The sequence below is a fragment of the Pseudomonas sp. TH37 genome (assembly GCF_016650735.1).
GTDB classification, from domain to species: Bacteria; Pseudomonadota; Gammaproteobacteria; order Pseudomonadales; family Pseudomonadaceae; genus Aquipseudomonas; species Aquipseudomonas farris.
In genome coordinates this window covers 15981-31222 of record NZ_JAEKFD010000009.1, presented here as the reverse complement: position 1 = coordinate 31222, position 15242 = coordinate 15981, and the positions used below count along the sequence as shown (strand labels likewise).

Below are 15242 nucleotides of genomic sequence, written 5' to 3'. Positions count from 1 at the left end.
GGTACTCAGCGCAACATGCCGCTGCCGTAACCCTTCAGGTTGGCTTTCTTCATCAGGGATTCGTACTGGTGCGAAACGAGGTGCGATTGTACTTGAGACATGAAGTCCATCACAACCACGACCACGATCAGCAACGAGGTCCCGCCAAGGTAGAACGGAACGTTTGCTGCAACCACCAGGAACTGGGGCAACAGGCACACGGCCGTCATATATAGAGCACCGAACAGGGTCAAACGAGTCAGAACGCCATCAATGTAGCGCGCAGACTGCTCACCTGGACGGATGCCCGGAATAAAGGCACCGGACTTCTTCAGGTTTTCCGCTACGTCTTTCGGATTGAACATCAACGCCGTATAGAAGAAGCAGAAGAAAATAATCCCTGCACTAAACAGCAGAATATTCAACGGCTGACCAGGAGCGATCGACTGCGAGATGTCCTGCAGCCAGCCCATACCTTCAGACTGACCAAACCAGGTACCCAACGAAGCCGGGAACAGCAAAATGCTGCTCGCGAAAATGGCTGGAATAACACCGGCCATATTCACCTTCAACGGCAAGTGGCTAGTCTGCGCAGCAAAGACCTTACGGCCCTGCTGACGCTTGGCGTAATGAACAGCAATACGACGCTGACCACGCTCAATGAACACCACGAAACCGATAATCGCTACTGCCAGCAAACCGATGGCAACCAAGGCAAAAATGTTGATATCACCCTGACGCGCAGACTCGAAAGACTGCCCGATCGCTCTCGGAAGACCGGCGACGATACCTGCGAATATCAACATCGAGATACCGTTGCCAACACCACGCTCAGTAATCTGCTCACCCAGCCACATCATGAACATCGCACCAGCCACAAAAGTGGATACCGCGACGAAATGGAAGCCAAAGTCACCAGTGAACGAAACGCCCTGCCCCGCCAGACCAATGGACATGCCAATTGCCTGAACGAGAGCGAGGACGACAGTGCCGTAGCGGGTGTACTGAGCGATCTTGCGACGCCCAGCTTCACCTTCCTTCTTCAACTGTTCCAGCTGCGGGCTGACGGCGGTCATCAGCTGCATGATGATCGATGCCGAAATGTACGGCATGATCCCCAGTGCAAAGATGCTCATCCGTTCCAGCGCGCCGCCGGAAAACATGTTGAACAAGCTAAGAATGGTCCCCTCATTCTGTCGAAACAGGTCCGCGAGTCGGTCCGGGTTGATACCTGGAACCGGGATGTGTGCGCCTATTCGGTAGACGATAATCGCCAAGAATAGAAAACGCAGACGAGCCCAGAGTTCAGACATACCGCCTTTGCCGAGCGCAGAGAGAGCACCTTGCTTAGCCATTTATTCCTCGAACTTGCCGCCAGCTGCTTCGATAGCCGCACGCGCACCTTTGGTGGCGCCGATTCCCTTTCCGATGGTAACAGCGCGAGTAACTTCGCCGGACAGCATGATTTTCACACGCTGTACGTTGACGTTGATCACGTTGGCATCTTTCAGGGACTGCACGGTGACGATGTCGCCTTCCACTTTAGCCAGCTCGGACAAACGCACTTCTGCGCGATCCATGGCTTTCAGGGAAACGAAACCGAACTTCGGCAGGCGACGATGCAGCGGCTGTTGACCGCCTTCAAAGCCTGGAGCAATGGTGCCACCGGAGCGGGAGGACTGACCTTTGTGGCCACGGCCACCGGTCTTGCCCAAACCACTACCGATACCACGGCCCGGACGATGCTTTTCGCGACGGGAACCCGGCGCTGGACTCAGATCATTGAGTTTCATCGATTAACCCTCGACACGCAGCATGTAGTAAGCCTTGTTGATCATCCCGCGATTCTCGGGAGTATCAAGTACTTCTACAGTGTGACCGATGCGACGCAGACCCAGACCCTTAACGCACAGTTTGTGGTTAGGGATGCGGCCGGTCATGCTTTTGATCAGCGTAACTTTAACGGTAGCCATGATCAGAAGATCTCCTTGACGCTTTTGCCACGCTTGGCGGCAATGGATTCAGGAGACTGCATAGCTTTCAAACCTTTGAAAGTGGCGTGAACCACGTTTACCGGGTTAGTCGAGCCGTAGCACTTGGCCAGAACGTTCTGAACGCCAGCAACTTCGAGGACAGCACGCATAGCGCCGCCAGCGATGATACCGGTACCTTCAGAAGCAGGCTGCATGTACACCTTCGAAGCGCCATGGGCGGACTTCATTGCGTACTGCAGAGTGGTGCCGTTCAGATCAACTTGGATCATGTTGCGGCGAGCAGCTTCCATTGCCTTCTGGATCGCAGCAGGCACTTCACGCGACTTGCCACGGCCGAAGCCAACACGCCCTTTACCATCACCAACCACGGTCAACGCGGTGAAAGTGAAGATACGGCCGCCTTTAACGGTTTTGGCTACGCGGTTAACTTGAACCAGCTTCTCGATGTAGCCTTCGTCGCGCTTTTGGTCGTTATTTGACATAACTTAGAACTCCAGCCCAGCTTCACGAGCAGCATCAGCCAGCGCCTTGACGCGGCCGTGGTACTTGAAGCCAGAGCGGTCGAAAGCCACCTGCGAGACGCCAGCGGCTTTAGCACGCGTAGCGACCAGCTGGCCAACCTTAGTGGCCGCGTCGATGTTGCCAGTGGCCCCATCACGCAGTTCTTTATCCAAAGTCGAGGCACTTGCCAGGACTTTGTTGCCGTCGGCCGAAATGACCTGGGCGTAGATGTGCTGCGACGAGCGGAACACGCAGAGACGCACGACTTCGAGTTCGTGCATTTTCAGGCGTGCTTTGCGAGCGCGACGCAGTCGAGTAACTTTTTTGTCGGTCATTTGCTATGCCCTACTTCTTCTTGGCTTCTTTACGACGGACGACTTCGTCCGCGTAGCGCACACCTTTGCCTTTGTACGGCTCTGGTGGACGGAAGTCGCGGATCTCGGCGGCCACTTGACCTACCAGCTGCTTATCGATGCCCTTGATCAGGATATCGGTCTGGCTAGGAGTCTCAGCGGTGATGCCTTGCGGCAGTTCATAATCCACTGGGTGCGAGAAGCCAAGAGCCAGGTTCAGCACTGTGCCTTTTGCTTGCGCTTTGTAACCAACACCGACCAGCTGGAGCTTGCGCTCGAAGCCTTGGCTTACGCCTTGGACCATGTTGTTAACCAACGCACGAGTGGTACCAGCCATTGCGCGAGTCTGTTGATCGCCATTGCGAGCAGCAAAACGCAGCTCACCAGCTTCTTCAACAATCTCAACGGACGAATGGATGTTCAGTTCGAGAGTACCCTTGGCACCCTTCACCGAAAGCTGTTGGCCTGCGAATTTGACTTCGACACCGGCTGGCAGCTTAACGGGGTTCTTAGCGACGCGTGACATGCTTATCCCCCCTTAGAACACAGTGCAAAGAACTTCGCCGCCGACACCGGCAGCGCGCGCAGCACGATCCGTCATCACACCTTTGTTGGTGGAGACGATAGACACACCGAGACCGCCACGAACTTTTGGCAGATCATCGACGGACTTGTACTGACGCAGGCCTGGACGGCTAACGCGCTTCACTTCTTCGATGACCGGACGGCCTTCGAAGTACTTCAGCTCGATGGACAGCAGTGGTTTGATTTCGCTGCTGATCTGATAACCCGCAATGTAACCTTCGTCCTTCAGGACTTTGGCAACAGCTACCTTCAAAGTAGAAGATGGCATGCTTACGACGGACTTTTCAGCCATCTGGGCATTACGGATTCGAGTTAGCATGTCCGCTAACGGGTCCTGCATACTCATGGGCTAGACGCTCCTAATACAAAAAAATTAGCCTTGCGGCTACTACTTGTCGCCGAGGACATCCATGCAAAAAAAGCACGGGCTCAGGCGAGCCGGGTATTCTAGACACACCCCACAAATGAATCAAGCCCCAATAGGGGCTTGATTCAAGTTCAAGGTCACCGATGGTCAGGATCTTGCGACCCCGAGCACCGAGACTTTGATAGTGCTTACCAGCTGGCTTTAACCAGACCAGGTACGTCACCACGCATAGCAGCTTCACGCAGTTTGTTACGGCCGAGGCCGAACTTGCGGTAAACGCCGTGTGGACGACCGGTCAGGCGGCAGCGGTTACGCATGCGCGAAGCGCTTGCGTCACGTGGCTGCTTCTGCAGAGCTACTGTAGCTTCCCAACGCGCTTCTGGACTTGCGTTCAGATCAACGATGATAGCTTTCAGTGCTGCACGCTTTTTGGCGTACTTGGCAACCGTGAGCTGACGCTTCAGCTCGCGGTTTTTCATGCTCATCTTGGCCATTTTCCTACTCCAATCAGTTGCGGAACGGGAATTTGAAAGCGCGCAGCAGAGCGCGACCTTCATCATCGTTCTTGGCAGTGGTGGTCAGGGTAATGTCCAGACCGCGGAGAGCATCGATCTTGTCGTAGTCGATTTCCGGGAAGATGATCTGCTCTTTAACGCCCATGCTGTAGTTACCACGACCATCGAAGGACTTGGCATTCAGGCCGCGGAAGTCGCGAACCCGAGGCAGGGAGATCGACAGCAGACGATCCAGGAATTCATACATACGCTCACGGCGCAGAGTCACTTTGACGCCGATCGGCCAACCTTCACGGACTTTAAAGCCAGCGATGGATTTCCGAGCGTAAGTCACAACGACTTTCTGACCGGTGATCTTTTCCAGGTCGGCAACAGCGTGCTCGATGACTTTTTTGTCACCGACCGCTTCGCCCAGACCCATGTTCAGGGTGATTTTGGTAACGCGTGGAACTTCCATCACGTTCGAAAGCTTAAGTTCTTCCTTAAGCTTCGGTGCGATTTCCTTCCAGTAAATCTCTTTTAGTCGTGCCATGGTCTTCTACCTAGCAGTGTTCAAGCATCAACCGCTTTTTGGGTCGACTTGAAGACACGAATTTTCTTGCCGTCTTCTACTTTAAAACCAACGCGGTCAGCCTTGTTGGTTTCGCCGTTGAAAATGGCGACGTTAGAAGCATCCAGCGGAGCTTCTTTTTCGACGATACCGCCCTGCACGCCCGACATCGGGTTAGGCTTGGTATGACGCTTAACCAGGTTCAGACCGCCAATAACCAAACGGTTGTTAGCGAGAACCTTAAGCACCTTACCGCGCTTACCTTTGTCTTTGCCGGCGATCACGATGATCTCGTCGTCACGACGAATCTTTTGCATGTCGGATCTCCTTACAGCACTTCTGGGGCGAGCGAGACGATCTTCATGAACTTCTCAGTACGAAGTTCACGGGTCACTGGCCCAAAGATACGGGTGCCGATCGGCTCTTGCTTGTTGTTCAGAAGAACAGCAGCGTTGCCATCAAAGCGGATAATGGAGCCATCAGCACGGCGAACGCCGTGGCGAGTGCGGACTACTACAGCAGTCATCACTTGGCCTTTTTTCACTTTACCGCGAGGAATTGCTTCCTTCACGGTAACTTTGATGATGTCACCGATACCAGCGTAACGACGATGGGAGCCACCCAGCACCTTGATGCACATAACACGGCGAGCGCCGCTGTTATCGGCCACATCGAGCATGGATTGAGTCTGAATCATATAATTTCTCCGACCCCTAGTCCTTAGACTTCCACAGCGCGTTCGAGAACATCAACCAGCGCCCAAGACTTGGTCTTGGCCAAAGGACGAGTTTCACGAATAGTGACTTTGTCGCCGATGTGGCACTGATTGGTTTCGTCGTGCGCGTGCAGCTTAGTCGAACGCTTAACGTATTTACCGTAGATCGGGTGCTTAACGCGACGCTCGATCAGAACGGTGATGGTTTTGTCCATCTTGTCGCTGACAACACGGCCAGTCAGCGTACGGACAGTTTTTTCGGCTTCAGCCATGATTACTTACCTGCCTGCTGGTTGAGCACAGTCTTCACGCGAGCGATGTCACGCTTAACTTGCGAGAGCAGATGAGACTGCCCCAACTGGCCAGTTGCTTTCTGCATACGCAGATTGAACTGGTCGCGCAGCAAGCCGAGCAGTTGCTCGTTCAGCTGCTGTGCGGATTTTTCACGAAGTTCATTCGCTTTCATCACATCACCGTCCGTTTAACAAAGGCGGTGGCGAGCGGCAGCTTTGCAGCAGCCAGGGCAAAAGCCTCACGCGCCAGCTCTTCAGAAACACCCTCGATTTCATACAGGACTTTGCCTGGCTGAATCTGGGCAACCCAGTACTCCACACTACCCTTACCTTTACCCATCCGAACTTCGAGTGGTTTTTTGGAAATAGGCTTGTCCGGGAATACACGGATCCAGATCTTGCCGCCACGTTTAACGTGACGGGTCAGAGCACGACGCGCTGACTCGATCTGACGAGCGGTGAGACGACCACGAGCTACAGACTTCAGCGCGAACTCGCCGAAGCTGACTTTGCTACCGCGCTGAGCCAGACCACGGTTGTGGCCTGTCATCTGCTTGCGGAACTTCGTACGCTTTGGTTGCAACATTTGGCGTACCCCTTACTTAGCAGCTTTTTTACGAGGCGCTGGTGCTTGTGGTTTCAGTTCTTCTTGGCGACCACCAATTACTTCGCCTTTGAAGATCCAAACCTTTACACCGATCACACCGTAAGTGGTGTGAGCTTCGTAGTTGGCATAGTCGATGTCGGCACGCAGGGTGTGCAGTGGCACACGACCTTCGCGATACCATTCAGTACGTGCGATTTCAGCACCGCCGAGACGACCGCTCACTTGGATTTTGATGCCTTTGGCACCAATGCGCATGGCGTTCTGAACAGCGCGCTTCATAGCGCGACGGAACATTACGCGACGCTCCAGCTGCTGAGCTACGCTCTGCGCAACCAGCATACCGTCGAGCTCCGGCTTGCGGATCTCTTCGATATTGATGTGCACAGGCACACCCATTTGCTTGGTCAGGTCCTGACGCAGTTTCTCAACATCTTCACCTTTCTTCCCGATAACGATACCTGGACGAGCGGTGTGGATGGTGATACGTGCAGTCTGAGCCGGACGATGGATATCGATACGGCTTACGGACGCGCTTTTTAGTTTGTCTTGGAGATACTCACGCACCTTCAGATCAGCGAACAAATAGTCCGCATAAGTCCGACCGTCTGCGTACCAGACGGAGGTGTGCTCCTTGACGATTCCCAGGCGAATGCCAATGGGATGTACTTTCTGACCCATCTCTTCGACTCCGTTACTTGTCAGCAACCTTGACAGTGATATGGCAAGACCGCTTGACGATGCGATCAGCACGGCCTTTGGCACGTGGCATGATTCGCTTCAGCGAACGCCCTTCGTTGACGAAAACGGTGCTGACCTTCAGGTCATCAACGTCTGCGCCTTCGTTATGCTCGGCGTTGGCTACGGCCGACTCCAGCACTTTCTTCATGATCTCGGCGGCTTTCTTACTGCTGAAAGCCAACAGGTTGAGCGCTTCGCCCACCTTCTTCCCGCGGATCTGGTCGGCGACCAAGCGGGCTTTCTGGGCGGAGATTCGAGCGCCCGACAACTTAGCGGCTACTTCCATCGTTCCTTACCCCTTAACGCTTGGCTTTCTTGTCTGCCACGTGCCCACGATATGTGCGGGTACCGGCAAACTCGCCCAGTTTGTGGCCGACCATGTCTTCGTTCACGAGAACTGGAACATGTTGACGACCGTTATGCACTGCAATGGTCAGACCGACCATTTGTGGCAGGATCATCGAACGACGCGACCAGGTTTTAACTGGTTTGCGATCGTTCTTTTCCGCCGCCACTTCGATCTTCTTCAGTAGGTGAAGATCAATAAAAGGACCTTTTTTCAGAGAACGTGGCACTGTCGTATCCCTCTATTTACTTGCGACGACGGACGATCATTTTGTCGGTACGCTTATTACCACGAGTCTTCGCGCCCTTAGTCGGGAAGCCCCATGGCGATACCGGATGACGACCACCAGAGGTACGACCTTCACCACCACCATGTGGGTGGTCAACCGGGTTCATGGCAACACCACGAACGGTTGGGCGAACGCCACGCCAGCGTTTGGCACCAGCTTTACCCAGCGAACGCAGGCTGTGCTCGGAGTTCGAGACTTCACCCAGGGTCGCGCGGCATTCAGCCAGCACTTTACGCATCTCACCAGAACGCAGACGCAGGGTCACGTAGACACCTTCACGAGCGATCAGCTGAGCCGAAGCACCAGCGGAACGAGCGATTTGCGCGCCTTTACCTGGCTTCAATTCGATGCCGTGTACGGTGCTACCAACTGGAATGTTACGCAGTTGCAGAGCGTTGCCCGGCTTGATCGGCGCCAAAGCACCTGCGATCAGCTGGTCACCAGCACTCACGCCTTTAGGGGCGATGATGTAGCGACGCTCGCCATCTGCGTACAGCAGCAGAGCGATGTGAGCAGTACGGTTTGGATCGTATTCAATACGCTCGACAGTGGCAGAGATGCCATCTTTGTCGTTGCGACGGAAATCGACCAGACGATAATGCTGCTTATGGCCACCACCGATGTGACGAGTGGTAATACGACCATTGTTGTTACGACCACCAGTCTTCGATTTTTTCTCGAGCAGCGGTGCGTGAGGAGCGCCTTTATGCAGCTCCTGGTTGACCACCTTGACCACAAAACGGCGGCCAGGGGAAGTCGGTTTGCATTTAACGATTGCCATGATGCACCCCTTCCTTACTCAGCACTGCTGCTGAAATCGAGATCTTGGCCTGGCTGAAGGGAGATAACTGCCTTCTTCCAGTCATTACGCTTGCCCAGACCGCGAGCAGTGCGCTTGCTCTTACCCAGAACATTCAGGGTAGTAACACGCTCTACTTTCACGCTGAACAGGCTTTCGACGGCCTTCTTGATTTCCAGCTTGGTTGCGTCAGTCGCAACCTTGAAAACGAACTGGCCTTTCTTGTCAGCCAGAACCGTAGCCTTCTCGGAAACGTGCGGGCCAAGCAGAACTTTAAATACGCGTTCCTGGTTCATCCCAGCAGCTCCTCGAATTTCTTCACGGCCGACACGGTGATCAACACCTTGTCGTATGCGATCAGACTAACTGGATCGGAACCTTGCACGTCACGTACATCAACGTGTGGCAGGTTGCGAGCAGCCAGGTACAGGTTCTGATCAACCACTTCAGACACGATCAAGACGTCAGTCAGGCCCATGCCGGTCAGTTTGTTCAGCAGATCTTTGGTCTTCGGTGCATCAACAGCGAAGTCCTGAACCACAACCAGACGATCAGTACGCACCAGCTCAGCAAGGATGGAACGCATTGCTGCGCGATACATCTTCTTGTTCAGCTTCTGGGTGTGATCCTGAGGACGAGCTGCGAAAGTGGTACCGCCGCCACGCCAGATTGGGCTACGGATAGTACCGGCACGAGCACGGCCAGTACCTTTCTGACGCCATGGGCGCTTACCGCCACCACGAACGTCGGAACGGGTCTTTTGCTGCTTGCTACCTTGACGGCCGCCGGCCATGTAGGCCACGACTGCTTGGTGAACCAGCGTCTCGTTGAATTCGCCGCCAAATGTCAGTTCGGAAACTTCGATCGCTTGAGCGTCATTTACATTTAATTGCATGTCAGCTTCCCCTTAACCGCGAGCCTTGGCTGCTGGACGTACAACCAAGTTGCCGCCAGTAGCGCCAGGAACAGCACCCTTGACCAACAACAGATTGCGTTCAGCGTCCACGCGCACTACTTCGAGGGACTGCACGGTCACGCGCTCAGCGCCCATATGACCGGACATTTTTTTGCCCTTGAATACACGACCAGGAGTCTGGCACTGGCCGATAGAGCCTGGAACGCGGTGGGACACGGAGTTACCGTGGGTATTATCTTGCCCGCGGAAGTTCCAACGCTTGATCGTACCCTGGAAGCCTTTACCTTTGGACTGACCGGTTACATCAACCAGTTGACCAGCAGCGAAGATTTCAGCGTTGATCAGATCGCCGGCCTGGTACTCGCCTTCTTCAAGGCGGAATTCCATTACGGTACGACCAGCGGCAACGTTCGCTTTAGCGAAGTGGCCAGCCTGAGCAGCTGTAACACGCGAAGCACGACGCTCGCCTACAGTGACTTGCACTGCACGATAGCCATCGGTCTCTTCAGTTTTGAACTGGGTGACGCGATTCGGCTCGATCTCAATGACCGTGACCGGAATGGAGACACCTTCTTCGGTGAAAATACGGGTCATACCGCATTTACGACCGACTACACCAATAGTCATGTTGTAAACCTCATGAGTGTACGGGGCTTTCACCCGCTATGGCCGCCCATTTCAGAGCGTTACACGACTAAGACCGAGTCTTAGCCGAGGCTGATCTGCACTTCCACACCGGCCGCAAGATCAAGCTTCATAAGTGCATCAACGGTTTTATCCGTTGGCTGGACGATGTCCAGAACGCGCTTATGAGTACGGATCTCGTACTGGTCACGCGCGTCTTTGTTGACGTGCGGGGAGACCAGAACGGTGAACCGCTCTTTACGGGTAGGCAGTGGAATTGGACCACGCACTTGAGCACCAGTACGTTTCGCGGTTTCCACGATTTCCTGGGTGGATTGGTCGATCAGGCGATGGTCAAAAGCCTTCAACCTGATACGGATTTGCTGATTTTGCATTGGATTTCAGACTCCGGCTGCTATTCCCACCGAGCGCAATACGCCCGTTAAAAGGAGGCGCAATTCTATAGACGCCCCATATAGGTGTCAACCCAATAAAAAAGCCCCCGCTAAGCGGGGGCTTTTTCAACTCATCGAAGCTTACTCAAAAAAGAGCTTACTCGATGATTTTGGCTACGACGCCAGCGCCGACGGTACGACCGCCTTCACGGATAGCGAAACGCAGACCGTCTTCCATTGCGATGGTCTTGATCAGGGTGACAACCATTTTGATGTTGTCGCCTGGCATTACCATTTCAACGCCTTCCGGCAGTTCGCAGTTACCAGTCACGTCAGTAGTACGGAAGTAGAACTGTGGACGGTAGCCTTTGAAGAACGGAGTGTGACGACCGCCTTCTTCTTTGCTCAGAACGTAGACTTCAGCTTCGAACTTGGTGTGCGGCTTAACCGAACCTGGCTTAACCAGAACCTGGCCACGCTCAACGTCGTCACGCTTGGTACCACGCAGCAAAACGCCGCAGTTCTCGCCAGCACGACCTTCGTCGAGCAGCTTACGGAACATTTCAACACCGGTGCAGGTGGTGACGGTAGTGTCACGCAGACCAACGATTTCCAGTGGATCCTGAACCTTGACGATACCGCGCTCGATACGGCCAGTTACAACAGTACCGCGACCGGAGATCGAGAATACGTCTTCGATTGGCATCAGGAACGGCTTGTCGATAACACGGACTGGATCTGGAATGTAGCTGTCCAGAGTCTCAACCAGTTTACGAACGGCAGTGGTGCCCATTTCGTTGTCGTCTTGGCCGTTCAGAGCCATCAGAGCCGAACCGATGATGATCGGAGTGTCGTCACCTGGGAAGTCGTAAGTGCTCAGCAGATCGCGCACTTCCATCTCAACCAGTTCCAGCAGCTCAGCGTCGTCAACCATGTCAGCCTTGTTCAGGAAGACAACGATGTACGGAACGCCAACCTGACGGGACAGCAGGATGTGCTCACGGGTTTGTGGCATCGGACCATCAGCGGCCGAGCAAACCAGGATAGCGCCGTCCATCTGAGCAGCACCGGTGATCATGTTCTTCACATAGTCAGCGTGACCTGGGCAGTCAACGTGAGCGTAGTGACGGATCAGCGAGTTGTATTCAACGTGCGCGGTGTTGATGGTGATACCACGAGCCTTTTCTTCCGGAGCGCTGTCGATTTTGTCGAAAGCAACAACGGCCGAACCGAAAACTTCGGAGCAGACGCGAGTCAGAGCAGCGGTCAGCGTGGTTTTACCGTGGTCGACGTGACCGATGGTGCCAACGTTGACGTGCGGGAGGGTACGGTCAAATTTTTCTTTAGCCACGACAATTAACTCCTAGCCTAAAGGGGCTGAATCAGCCTTGTTTTTTGGTAACAGTTTCGACGATATGCGACGGAGCTGTATTGTATTTTTTGAATTCCATAGAGTAGCTTGCGCGACCTTGGGACATGGAACGGACGTCGGTCGCATAACCGAACATCTCACCCAGCGGAACTTCGGCGCGAATCACTTTGCCGGAGACCGTGTCTTCCATACCCAGGATCATGCCGCGACGACGGTTAAGGTCGCCCATCACGTCACCCATATAGTCTTCAGGCGTAACAACCTCTACCGCCATGATCGGCTCAAGCAACTCACCACCGCCCTTCTGGGCCAGTTGCTTGGTTGCCATGGAAGCAGCCACTTTAAACGCCATCTCGTTGGAGTCGACGTCGTGGTAGGAACCATCAAACACGGTAGCCTTCAGGCCGATCAGCGGATAGCCGGCAACAACGCCGTTCTTCATCTGCTCTTCGATACCCTTCTGGATAGCCGGGATGTATTCCTTAGGAACCACACCACCCACTACTTCGTTCACGAATTGCAGACCTTCCTGACCTTCATCAGCCGGCGCAAAACGAATCCAGCAGTGACCAAACTGGCCACGACCGCCGGATTGACGAACGAACTTACCTTCGATTTCACAGTTCTTCGTGATGCGCTCACGATAGGAAACCTGAGGTTTACCGATGTTGGCTTCGACGTTGAACTCACGGCGCATCCGGTCAACCAGGATGTCCAGGTGCAACTCGCCCATGCCGGAGATGATCGTTTGACCAGTCTCTTCATCAGTCTTGACGCGGAAAGATGGATCTTCCTGAGCAAGTTTGCCCAGAGCGATACCCATTTTTTCCTGGTCGTCCTTGGTCTTAGGCTCTACAGCAACCGAAATAACCGGCTCCGGGAAGTCCATGCGAACCAGGATGATTGGCTTGTCAGCGTTGCACAAAGTTTCACCAGTGGTGACGTCCTTCATGCCGATCAAGGCCGCGATGTCACCAGCGCGTACTTCCTTGATTTCTTCACGGGCGTTTGCGTGCATTTGCACCATACGACCCACGCGCTCTTTCTTGCCCTTAACCGAGTTGATCACGCCGTCGCCGGAGGCCAACACGCCCGAGTAAACTCGAACGAAGGTCAAGGTACCCACGAATGGGTCGGTAGCGATCTTGAACGCCAGAGCCGAGAACGGCTCGCTGTCGTCTGCGTGACGCTCCATTTCCTTGGTCTCGTCATCCGGGTCAGTACCCTTGATGGCAGGAATGTCGGTAGGAGCAGGCAGGTAGTCGATAACAGCGTCGAGAACCAGGGGAACACCCTTGTTCTTGAAGGAAGAACCGCAAACAGCCAGAACGATCTCACCAGCGATAGTACGCTGACGCAGAGCGGCCTTGATTTCCGCGTTGGTGAGTTCTTCACCTTCGAGGTACTTGTTCATCAGCTCTTCGCTGGCTTCGGCCGCAGCCTCAACCATGTTGCCGCGCCACTCGTCAGCCAGTTCCTGCAGTTCAGCAGGGATAGGCTTACGAACTGGAACCATGCCTTTGTCAGAGTCATTCCAGTAAACAGCTTCCATGGCCATCAGATCGATCTGACCCTGGAAGTTGTCTTCGGAACCGATGGCCAACTGGATTGGCACCGGAGTGTGACCCAGACGCTGCTTGATCTGACCGATCACGCGCAGGAAGTTGGCACCAGCACGGTCCATCTTGTTTACGTAAACAAGACGTGGAACGCCGTACTTGTTGGCTTGACGCCATACGGTTTCCGACTGAGGCTCAACACCCGAGGTGCCGCAGAACACAACGACCGCGCCGTCGAGAACACGCAGGGAACGCTCAACTTCAATAGTGAAGTCAACGTGGCCCGGGGTGTCGATGACGTTGAAGCGGTATTGGTCCTTGTGCTGCTTCTCGGAACCCTGCCAGAAGGCGGTAATAGCAGCAGAAGTAATGGTAATACCACGCTCCTGCTCCTGCACCATCCAGTCTGTGGTCGCGGCGCCGTCATGCACCTCGCCCATTTTGTGACTTTTGCCAGTGTAAAAAAGGACGCGCTCGGTGGTGGTGGTTTTACCAGCATCCACGTGAGCAACGATACCAATGTTACGGTAGCGGTTAATCGGTGTAGTACGAGCCATAAAGCCCTCGCAAAATTAGTGACGCTAAAATTAGAAGCGGTAGTGCGAGAAAGCCTTGTTGGCTTCAGCCATACGGTGCACGTCTTCACGCTTCTTAACTGCAGCACCTTTGCCTTCGGCAGCGTCCAACAGTTCGCCAGCCAAACGCAGAGCCATAGACTTCTCGCCGCGCTTACGGGCGAAGTCTACCAACCAGCGCATTGCCAGAGCGTTACGACGGGACGGACGAACTTCGACCGGAACCTGGTAAGTAGCACCGCCTACACGGCGCGACTTTACTTCGACCAGCGGAGCGATGGCGTCGAGAGCTTTCTCGAAGATTTCCAGGGGATCGCTGTTCTTGCGTTCTTTAACCTTTTCCAGCGCGCCATAAACGATACGCTCGGCAACGGCTTTCTTGCCGCTTTCCATTACGTGGTTCATGAACTTGGCCAGGATCTGGCTGCCGTATTTTGGATCGTCAAGCACTTCGCGCTTGGCTGCTACGCGTCTTCTTGGCATGGATAAGCCCTCAAACGGTCTTCAGGTTCGCTCGGAATCGGTGCCCTTTCGGGACGCCTCCGACCTTACTCTTATCGACTCAGAAAAATAGAAAATCAGTTTTTACAAAAAGCCACTACTACTTAGGCTTCTTGGTACCGTACTTCGAACGACCCTGGTTACGACCTTTAACGCCGGAAGTATCCAAAGAACCGCGTACGGTGTGGTAACGAACACCTGGCAAGTCTTTTACACGACCGCCGCGGATCAGTACCACGCTGTGCTCTTGCAGGTTGTGGCCTTCACCGCCGATGTACGAGGAAACCTCGAAACCGTTGGTCAGACGCACACGGCATACTTTACGCAGTGCCGAGTTAGGTTTTTTCGGCGTGGTGGTATACACACGGGTGCATACGCCACGACGTTGCGGGCAGTTCTGCAGCGCAGGCACGTCGGATTTCTCGACGATACGCTTACGCGGCTGACGTACCAGCTGGTTGATAGTTGCCATCTACTAGCTCCACTGTTGTCTTGCGACGCTATTGTCTTGCAAGAAAAGCAAAATGGCAGGAACGAATTCCCGCCAAATTTAGGGGTACAAGAGTCTAAAGAGGATCTTGCCCCCAGTCAAGGCAAGGCCCCGACCTCCCCGCTCATCCAACCTCGACAAATTGTCTCGATTCGATGAACGGAACGGCCAGGGCCTTA

The 15242-nt window shown here is 54.3% G+C and carries 26 protein-coding genes; all 26 read right to left on the bottom strand.

What is annotated here, in order from left to right:
- Nucleotides 1–5 precede the first annotated feature (5 nt).
- Complete coding sequence (gene secY, locus JFU11_RS21285) at nt 6–1334, bottom strand: preprotein translocase subunit SecY (protein ID WP_008073883.1); 1329 nt, start codon at nt 1332–1334, stop codon at nt 6–8.
- A complete protein-coding gene (gene rplO / locus JFU11_RS21280) occupies nt 1335–1772 on the bottom strand; it encodes a 50S ribosomal protein L15 (protein ID WP_007896782.1) in 438 nt (145 codons plus the stop codon).
- A 3-nt stretch (nt 1773–1775) separates the two neighbouring features.
- Nucleotides 1776–1952 carry a 50S ribosomal protein L30 gene (gene rpmD, locus JFU11_RS21275; protein WP_003186033.1) on the bottom strand — a complete coding sequence of 59 codons (177 nt, stop codon included), beginning with the start codon at nt 1950–1952 and terminating at the stop codon, nt 1776–1778.
- Nucleotides 1953–1954: 2 nt separating this feature from the next.
- Nucleotides 1955–2455 (bottom strand): 30S ribosomal protein S5, encoded by a 501-nt coding sequence (gene rpsE / locus JFU11_RS21270; protein ID WP_003186035.1) that lies wholly within the window; start codon nt 2453–2455, stop codon nt 1955–1957.
- A 3-nt stretch (nt 2456–2458) separates the two neighbouring features.
- The gene (gene rplR, locus JFU11_RS21265) at nt 2459–2809 is read right to left on the bottom strand and encodes a 50S ribosomal protein L18 (RefSeq protein ID WP_003186037.1); all 351 of its coding nucleotides are present in this window, start codon (nt 2807–2809) and stop codon (nt 2459–2461) included.
- Nucleotides 2810–2819: 10 nt separating this feature from the next.
- Nucleotides 2820–3353, bottom strand: a complete 534-nt coding sequence (rplF, locus tag JFU11_RS21260; RefSeq protein ID WP_123720593.1) for a 50S ribosomal protein L6 — start codon at nt 3351–3353, stop codon at nt 2820–2822.
- Nucleotides 3354–3365: 12 nt separating this feature from the next.
- Entirely contained in the window at nt 3366–3758 is a 393-nt protein-coding gene (gene rpsH, locus JFU11_RS21255; RefSeq protein WP_003186040.1) for a 30S ribosomal protein S8, read from the bottom strand.
- 209 nt (nt 3759–3967) lie between these two features.
- On the bottom strand, nt 3968–4273 hold the full coding sequence (rpsN, locus tag JFU11_RS21250) for a 30S ribosomal protein S14 (RefSeq protein ID WP_003176414.1): 306 nt from the start codon (nt 4271–4273) through the stop codon (nt 3968–3970).
- 13 nt (nt 4274–4286) lie between these two features.
- Nucleotides 4287–4826: a 50S ribosomal protein L5 gene (rplE, locus tag JFU11_RS21245; RefSeq protein WP_003176415.1), complete on the bottom strand. Its 540-nt coding sequence runs from the start codon at nt 4824–4826 to the stop codon at nt 4287–4289.
- A 20-nt stretch (nt 4827–4846) separates the two neighbouring features.
- Nucleotides 4847–5161 carry a 50S ribosomal protein L24 gene (gene rplX / locus JFU11_RS21240; RefSeq protein WP_003176416.1) on the bottom strand — a complete coding sequence of 105 codons (315 nt, stop codon included), beginning with the start codon at nt 5159–5161 and terminating at the stop codon, nt 4847–4849.
- A gap of 11 nt (nt 5162–5172) precedes the next feature.
- On the bottom strand, nt 5173–5541 hold the full coding sequence (rplN, locus tag JFU11_RS21235; protein ID WP_002555479.1) for a 50S ribosomal protein L14: 369 nt from the start codon (nt 5539–5541) through the stop codon (nt 5173–5175).
- Nucleotides 5542–5564: 23 nt separating this feature from the next.
- The gene (gene rpsQ, locus JFU11_RS21230; protein ID WP_003176419.1) at nt 5565–5831 is read right to left on the bottom strand and encodes a 30S ribosomal protein S17; all 267 of its coding nucleotides are present in this window, start codon (nt 5829–5831) and stop codon (nt 5565–5567) included.
- Between the two features lie 2 nt (nt 5832–5833).
- Nucleotides 5834–6025 (bottom strand): 50S ribosomal protein L29, encoded by a 192-nt coding sequence (gene rpmC / locus JFU11_RS21225; RefSeq protein ID WP_002555481.1) that lies wholly within the window; start codon nt 6023–6025, stop codon nt 5834–5836.
- The gene (gene rplP, locus JFU11_RS21220; RefSeq protein WP_007896757.1) at nt 6025–6438 is read right to left on the bottom strand and encodes a 50S ribosomal protein L16; all 414 of its coding nucleotides are present in this window, start codon (nt 6436–6438) and stop codon (nt 6025–6027) included. The genes rpmC and rplP overlap by 1 nt, the downstream gene beginning before the upstream one ends.
- A gap of 12 nt (nt 6439–6450) precedes the next feature.
- On the bottom strand, nt 6451–7137 hold the full coding sequence (gene rpsC, locus JFU11_RS21215) for a 30S ribosomal protein S3 (protein ID WP_003176422.1): 687 nt from the start codon (nt 7135–7137) through the stop codon (nt 6451–6453).
- A 13-nt stretch (nt 7138–7150) separates the two neighbouring features.
- Nucleotides 7151–7483 (bottom strand): 50S ribosomal protein L22, encoded by a 333-nt coding sequence (rplV, locus tag JFU11_RS21210; RefSeq protein WP_003103908.1) that lies wholly within the window; start codon nt 7481–7483, stop codon nt 7151–7153.
- A gap of 13 nt (nt 7484–7496) precedes the next feature.
- Nucleotides 7497–7772 (bottom strand): 30S ribosomal protein S19, encoded by a 276-nt coding sequence (rpsS, locus tag JFU11_RS21205; protein WP_002555486.1) that lies wholly within the window; start codon nt 7770–7772, stop codon nt 7497–7499.
- A gap of 16 nt (nt 7773–7788) precedes the next feature.
- Nucleotides 7789–8613 (bottom strand): 50S ribosomal protein L2, encoded by an 825-nt coding sequence (gene rplB / locus JFU11_RS21200; RefSeq protein ID WP_003176423.1) that lies wholly within the window; start codon nt 8611–8613, stop codon nt 7789–7791.
- Nucleotides 8614–8627: 14 nt separating this feature from the next.
- The gene (gene rplW / locus JFU11_RS21195) at nt 8628–8927 is read right to left on the bottom strand and encodes a 50S ribosomal protein L23 (protein WP_002555488.1); all 300 of its coding nucleotides are present in this window, start codon (nt 8925–8927) and stop codon (nt 8628–8630) included.
- Nucleotides 8924–9526 (bottom strand): 50S ribosomal protein L4, encoded by a 603-nt coding sequence (rplD, locus tag JFU11_RS21190; protein WP_007896707.1) that lies wholly within the window; start codon nt 9524–9526, stop codon nt 8924–8926. The genes rplW and rplD overlap by 4 nt, the downstream gene beginning before the upstream one ends.
- 12 nt (nt 9527–9538) lie before the next feature.
- Nucleotides 9539–10174 (bottom strand): 50S ribosomal protein L3, encoded by a 636-nt coding sequence (gene rplC / locus JFU11_RS21185; protein ID WP_003186059.1) that lies wholly within the window; start codon nt 10172–10174, stop codon nt 9539–9541.
- An 80-nt stretch (nt 10175–10254) separates the two neighbouring features.
- The gene (rpsJ, locus tag JFU11_RS21180) at nt 10255–10566 is read right to left on the bottom strand and encodes a 30S ribosomal protein S10 (RefSeq protein ID WP_003186070.1); all 312 of its coding nucleotides are present in this window, start codon (nt 10564–10566) and stop codon (nt 10255–10257) included.
- Between the two features lie 157 nt (nt 10567–10723).
- A complete protein-coding gene (tuf, locus tag JFU11_RS21175; protein WP_007896660.1) occupies nt 10724–11917 on the bottom strand; it encodes an elongation factor Tu in 1194 nt (397 codons plus the stop codon).
- 31 nt (nt 11918–11948) lie between these two features.
- Complete coding sequence (gene fusA, locus JFU11_RS21170; RefSeq protein WP_038981309.1) at nt 11949–14054, bottom strand: elongation factor G; 2106 nt, start codon at nt 14052–14054, stop codon at nt 11949–11951.
- A gap of 30 nt (nt 14055–14084) precedes the next feature.
- Entirely contained in the window at nt 14085–14555 is a 471-nt protein-coding gene (gene rpsG, locus JFU11_RS21165; RefSeq protein WP_002555493.1) for a 30S ribosomal protein S7, read from the bottom strand.
- A gap of 118 nt (nt 14556–14673) precedes the next feature.
- Nucleotides 14674–15045 carry a 30S ribosomal protein S12 gene (gene rpsL / locus JFU11_RS21160; protein WP_002555494.1) on the bottom strand — a complete coding sequence of 124 codons (372 nt, stop codon included), beginning with the start codon at nt 15043–15045 and terminating at the stop codon, nt 14674–14676.
- Between the last annotated feature and the right edge of the window lie 197 nt (nt 15046–15242).

Bases quoted from the DNA above. Each gene is read 5' to 3' on its own strand.
- rpmD (WP_003186033.1), bottom strand. From the start codon at position 1,952: ATGGCTACCGTTAAAGTTACGCTGATCAAAAGCATGACCGGCCGCATC.
- rpsH (WP_003186040.1), bottom strand. From the start codon at position 3,758: ATGAGTATGCAGGACCCGTTAGCGGACATGCTAACTCGAATCCGTAAT.
- rpsL (WP_002555494.1), bottom strand. From the start codon at position 15,045: ATGGCAACTATCAACCAGCTGGTACGTCAGCCGCGTAAGCGTATCGTC.
- rplC (WP_003186059.1), bottom strand. From the start codon at position 10,174: ATGACTATTGGTGTAGTCGGTCGTAAATGCGGTATGACCCGTATTTTC.
- rpsN (WP_003176414.1), bottom strand. From the start codon at position 4,273: ATGGCCAAGATGAGCATGAAAAACCGCGAGCTGAAGCGTCAGCTCACG.
- rpsE (WP_003186035.1), bottom strand. From the start codon at position 2,455: ATGTCAAATAACGACCAAAAGCGCGACGAAGGCTACATCGAGAAGCTG.
- rpsC (WP_003176422.1), bottom strand. From the start codon at position 7,137: ATGGGTCAGAAAGTACATCCCATTGGCATTCGCCTGGGAATCGTCAAG.
- rpmC (WP_002555481.1), bottom strand. From the start codon at position 6,025: ATGAAAGCGAATGAACTTCGTGAAAAATCCGCACAGCAGCTGAACGAG.
- rpsG (WP_002555493.1), bottom strand. From the start codon at position 14,555: ATGCCAAGAAGACGCGTAGCAGCCAAGCGCGAAGTGCTTGACGATCCA.
- rplO (WP_007896782.1), bottom strand. From the start codon at position 1,772: ATGAAACTCAATGATCTGAGTCCAGCGCCGGGTTCCCGTCGCGAAAAG.
- rpsQ (WP_003176419.1), bottom strand. From the start codon at position 5,831: ATGGCTGAAGCCGAAAAAACTGTCCGTACGCTGACTGGCCGTGTTGTC.
- rplP (WP_007896757.1), bottom strand. From the start codon at position 6,438: ATGTTGCAACCAAAGCGTACGAAGTTCCGCAAGCAGATGACAGGCCAC.
- rplV (WP_003103908.1), bottom strand. From the start codon at position 7,483: ATGGAAGTAGCCGCTAAGTTGTCGGGCGCTCGAATCTCCGCCCAGAAA.
- fusA (WP_038981309.1), bottom strand. From the start codon at position 14,054: ATGGCTCGTACTACACCGATTAACCGCTACCGTAACATTGGTATCGTT.
- rplB (WP_003176423.1), bottom strand. From the start codon at position 8,613: ATGGCAATCGTTAAATGCAAACCGACTTCCCCTGGCCGCCGTTTTGTG.
- rplN (WP_002555479.1), bottom strand. From the start codon at position 5,541: ATGATTCAGACTCAATCCATGCTCGATGTGGCCGATAACAGCGGCGCT.
- secY (WP_008073883.1), bottom strand. From the start codon at position 1,334: ATGGCTAAGCAAGGTGCTCTCTCTGCGCTCGGCAAAGGCGGTATGTCT.
- rpsJ (WP_003186070.1), bottom strand. From the start codon at position 10,566: ATGCAAAATCAGCAAATCCGTATCAGGTTGAAGGCTTTTGACCATCGC.
- rplF (WP_123720593.1), bottom strand. From the start codon at position 3,353: ATGTCACGCGTCGCTAAGAACCCCGTTAAGCTGCCAGCCGGTGTCGAA.
- rplW (WP_002555488.1), bottom strand. From the start codon at position 8,927: ATGAACCAGGAACGCGTATTTAAAGTTCTGCTTGGCCCGCACGTTTCC.
- rplD (WP_007896707.1), bottom strand. From the start codon at position 9,526: ATGCAATTAAATGTAAATGACGCTCAAGCGATCGAAGTTTCCGAACTG.
- rplX (WP_003176416.1), bottom strand. From the start codon at position 5,161: ATGCAAAAGATTCGTCGTGACGACGAGATCATCGTGATCGCCGGCAAA.
- rplR (WP_003186037.1), bottom strand. From the start codon at position 2,809: ATGACCGACAAAAAAGTTACTCGACTGCGTCGCGCTCGCAAAGCACGC.
- rplE (WP_003176415.1), bottom strand. From the start codon at position 4,826: ATGGCACGACTAAAAGAGATTTACTGGAAGGAAATCGCACCGAAGCTT.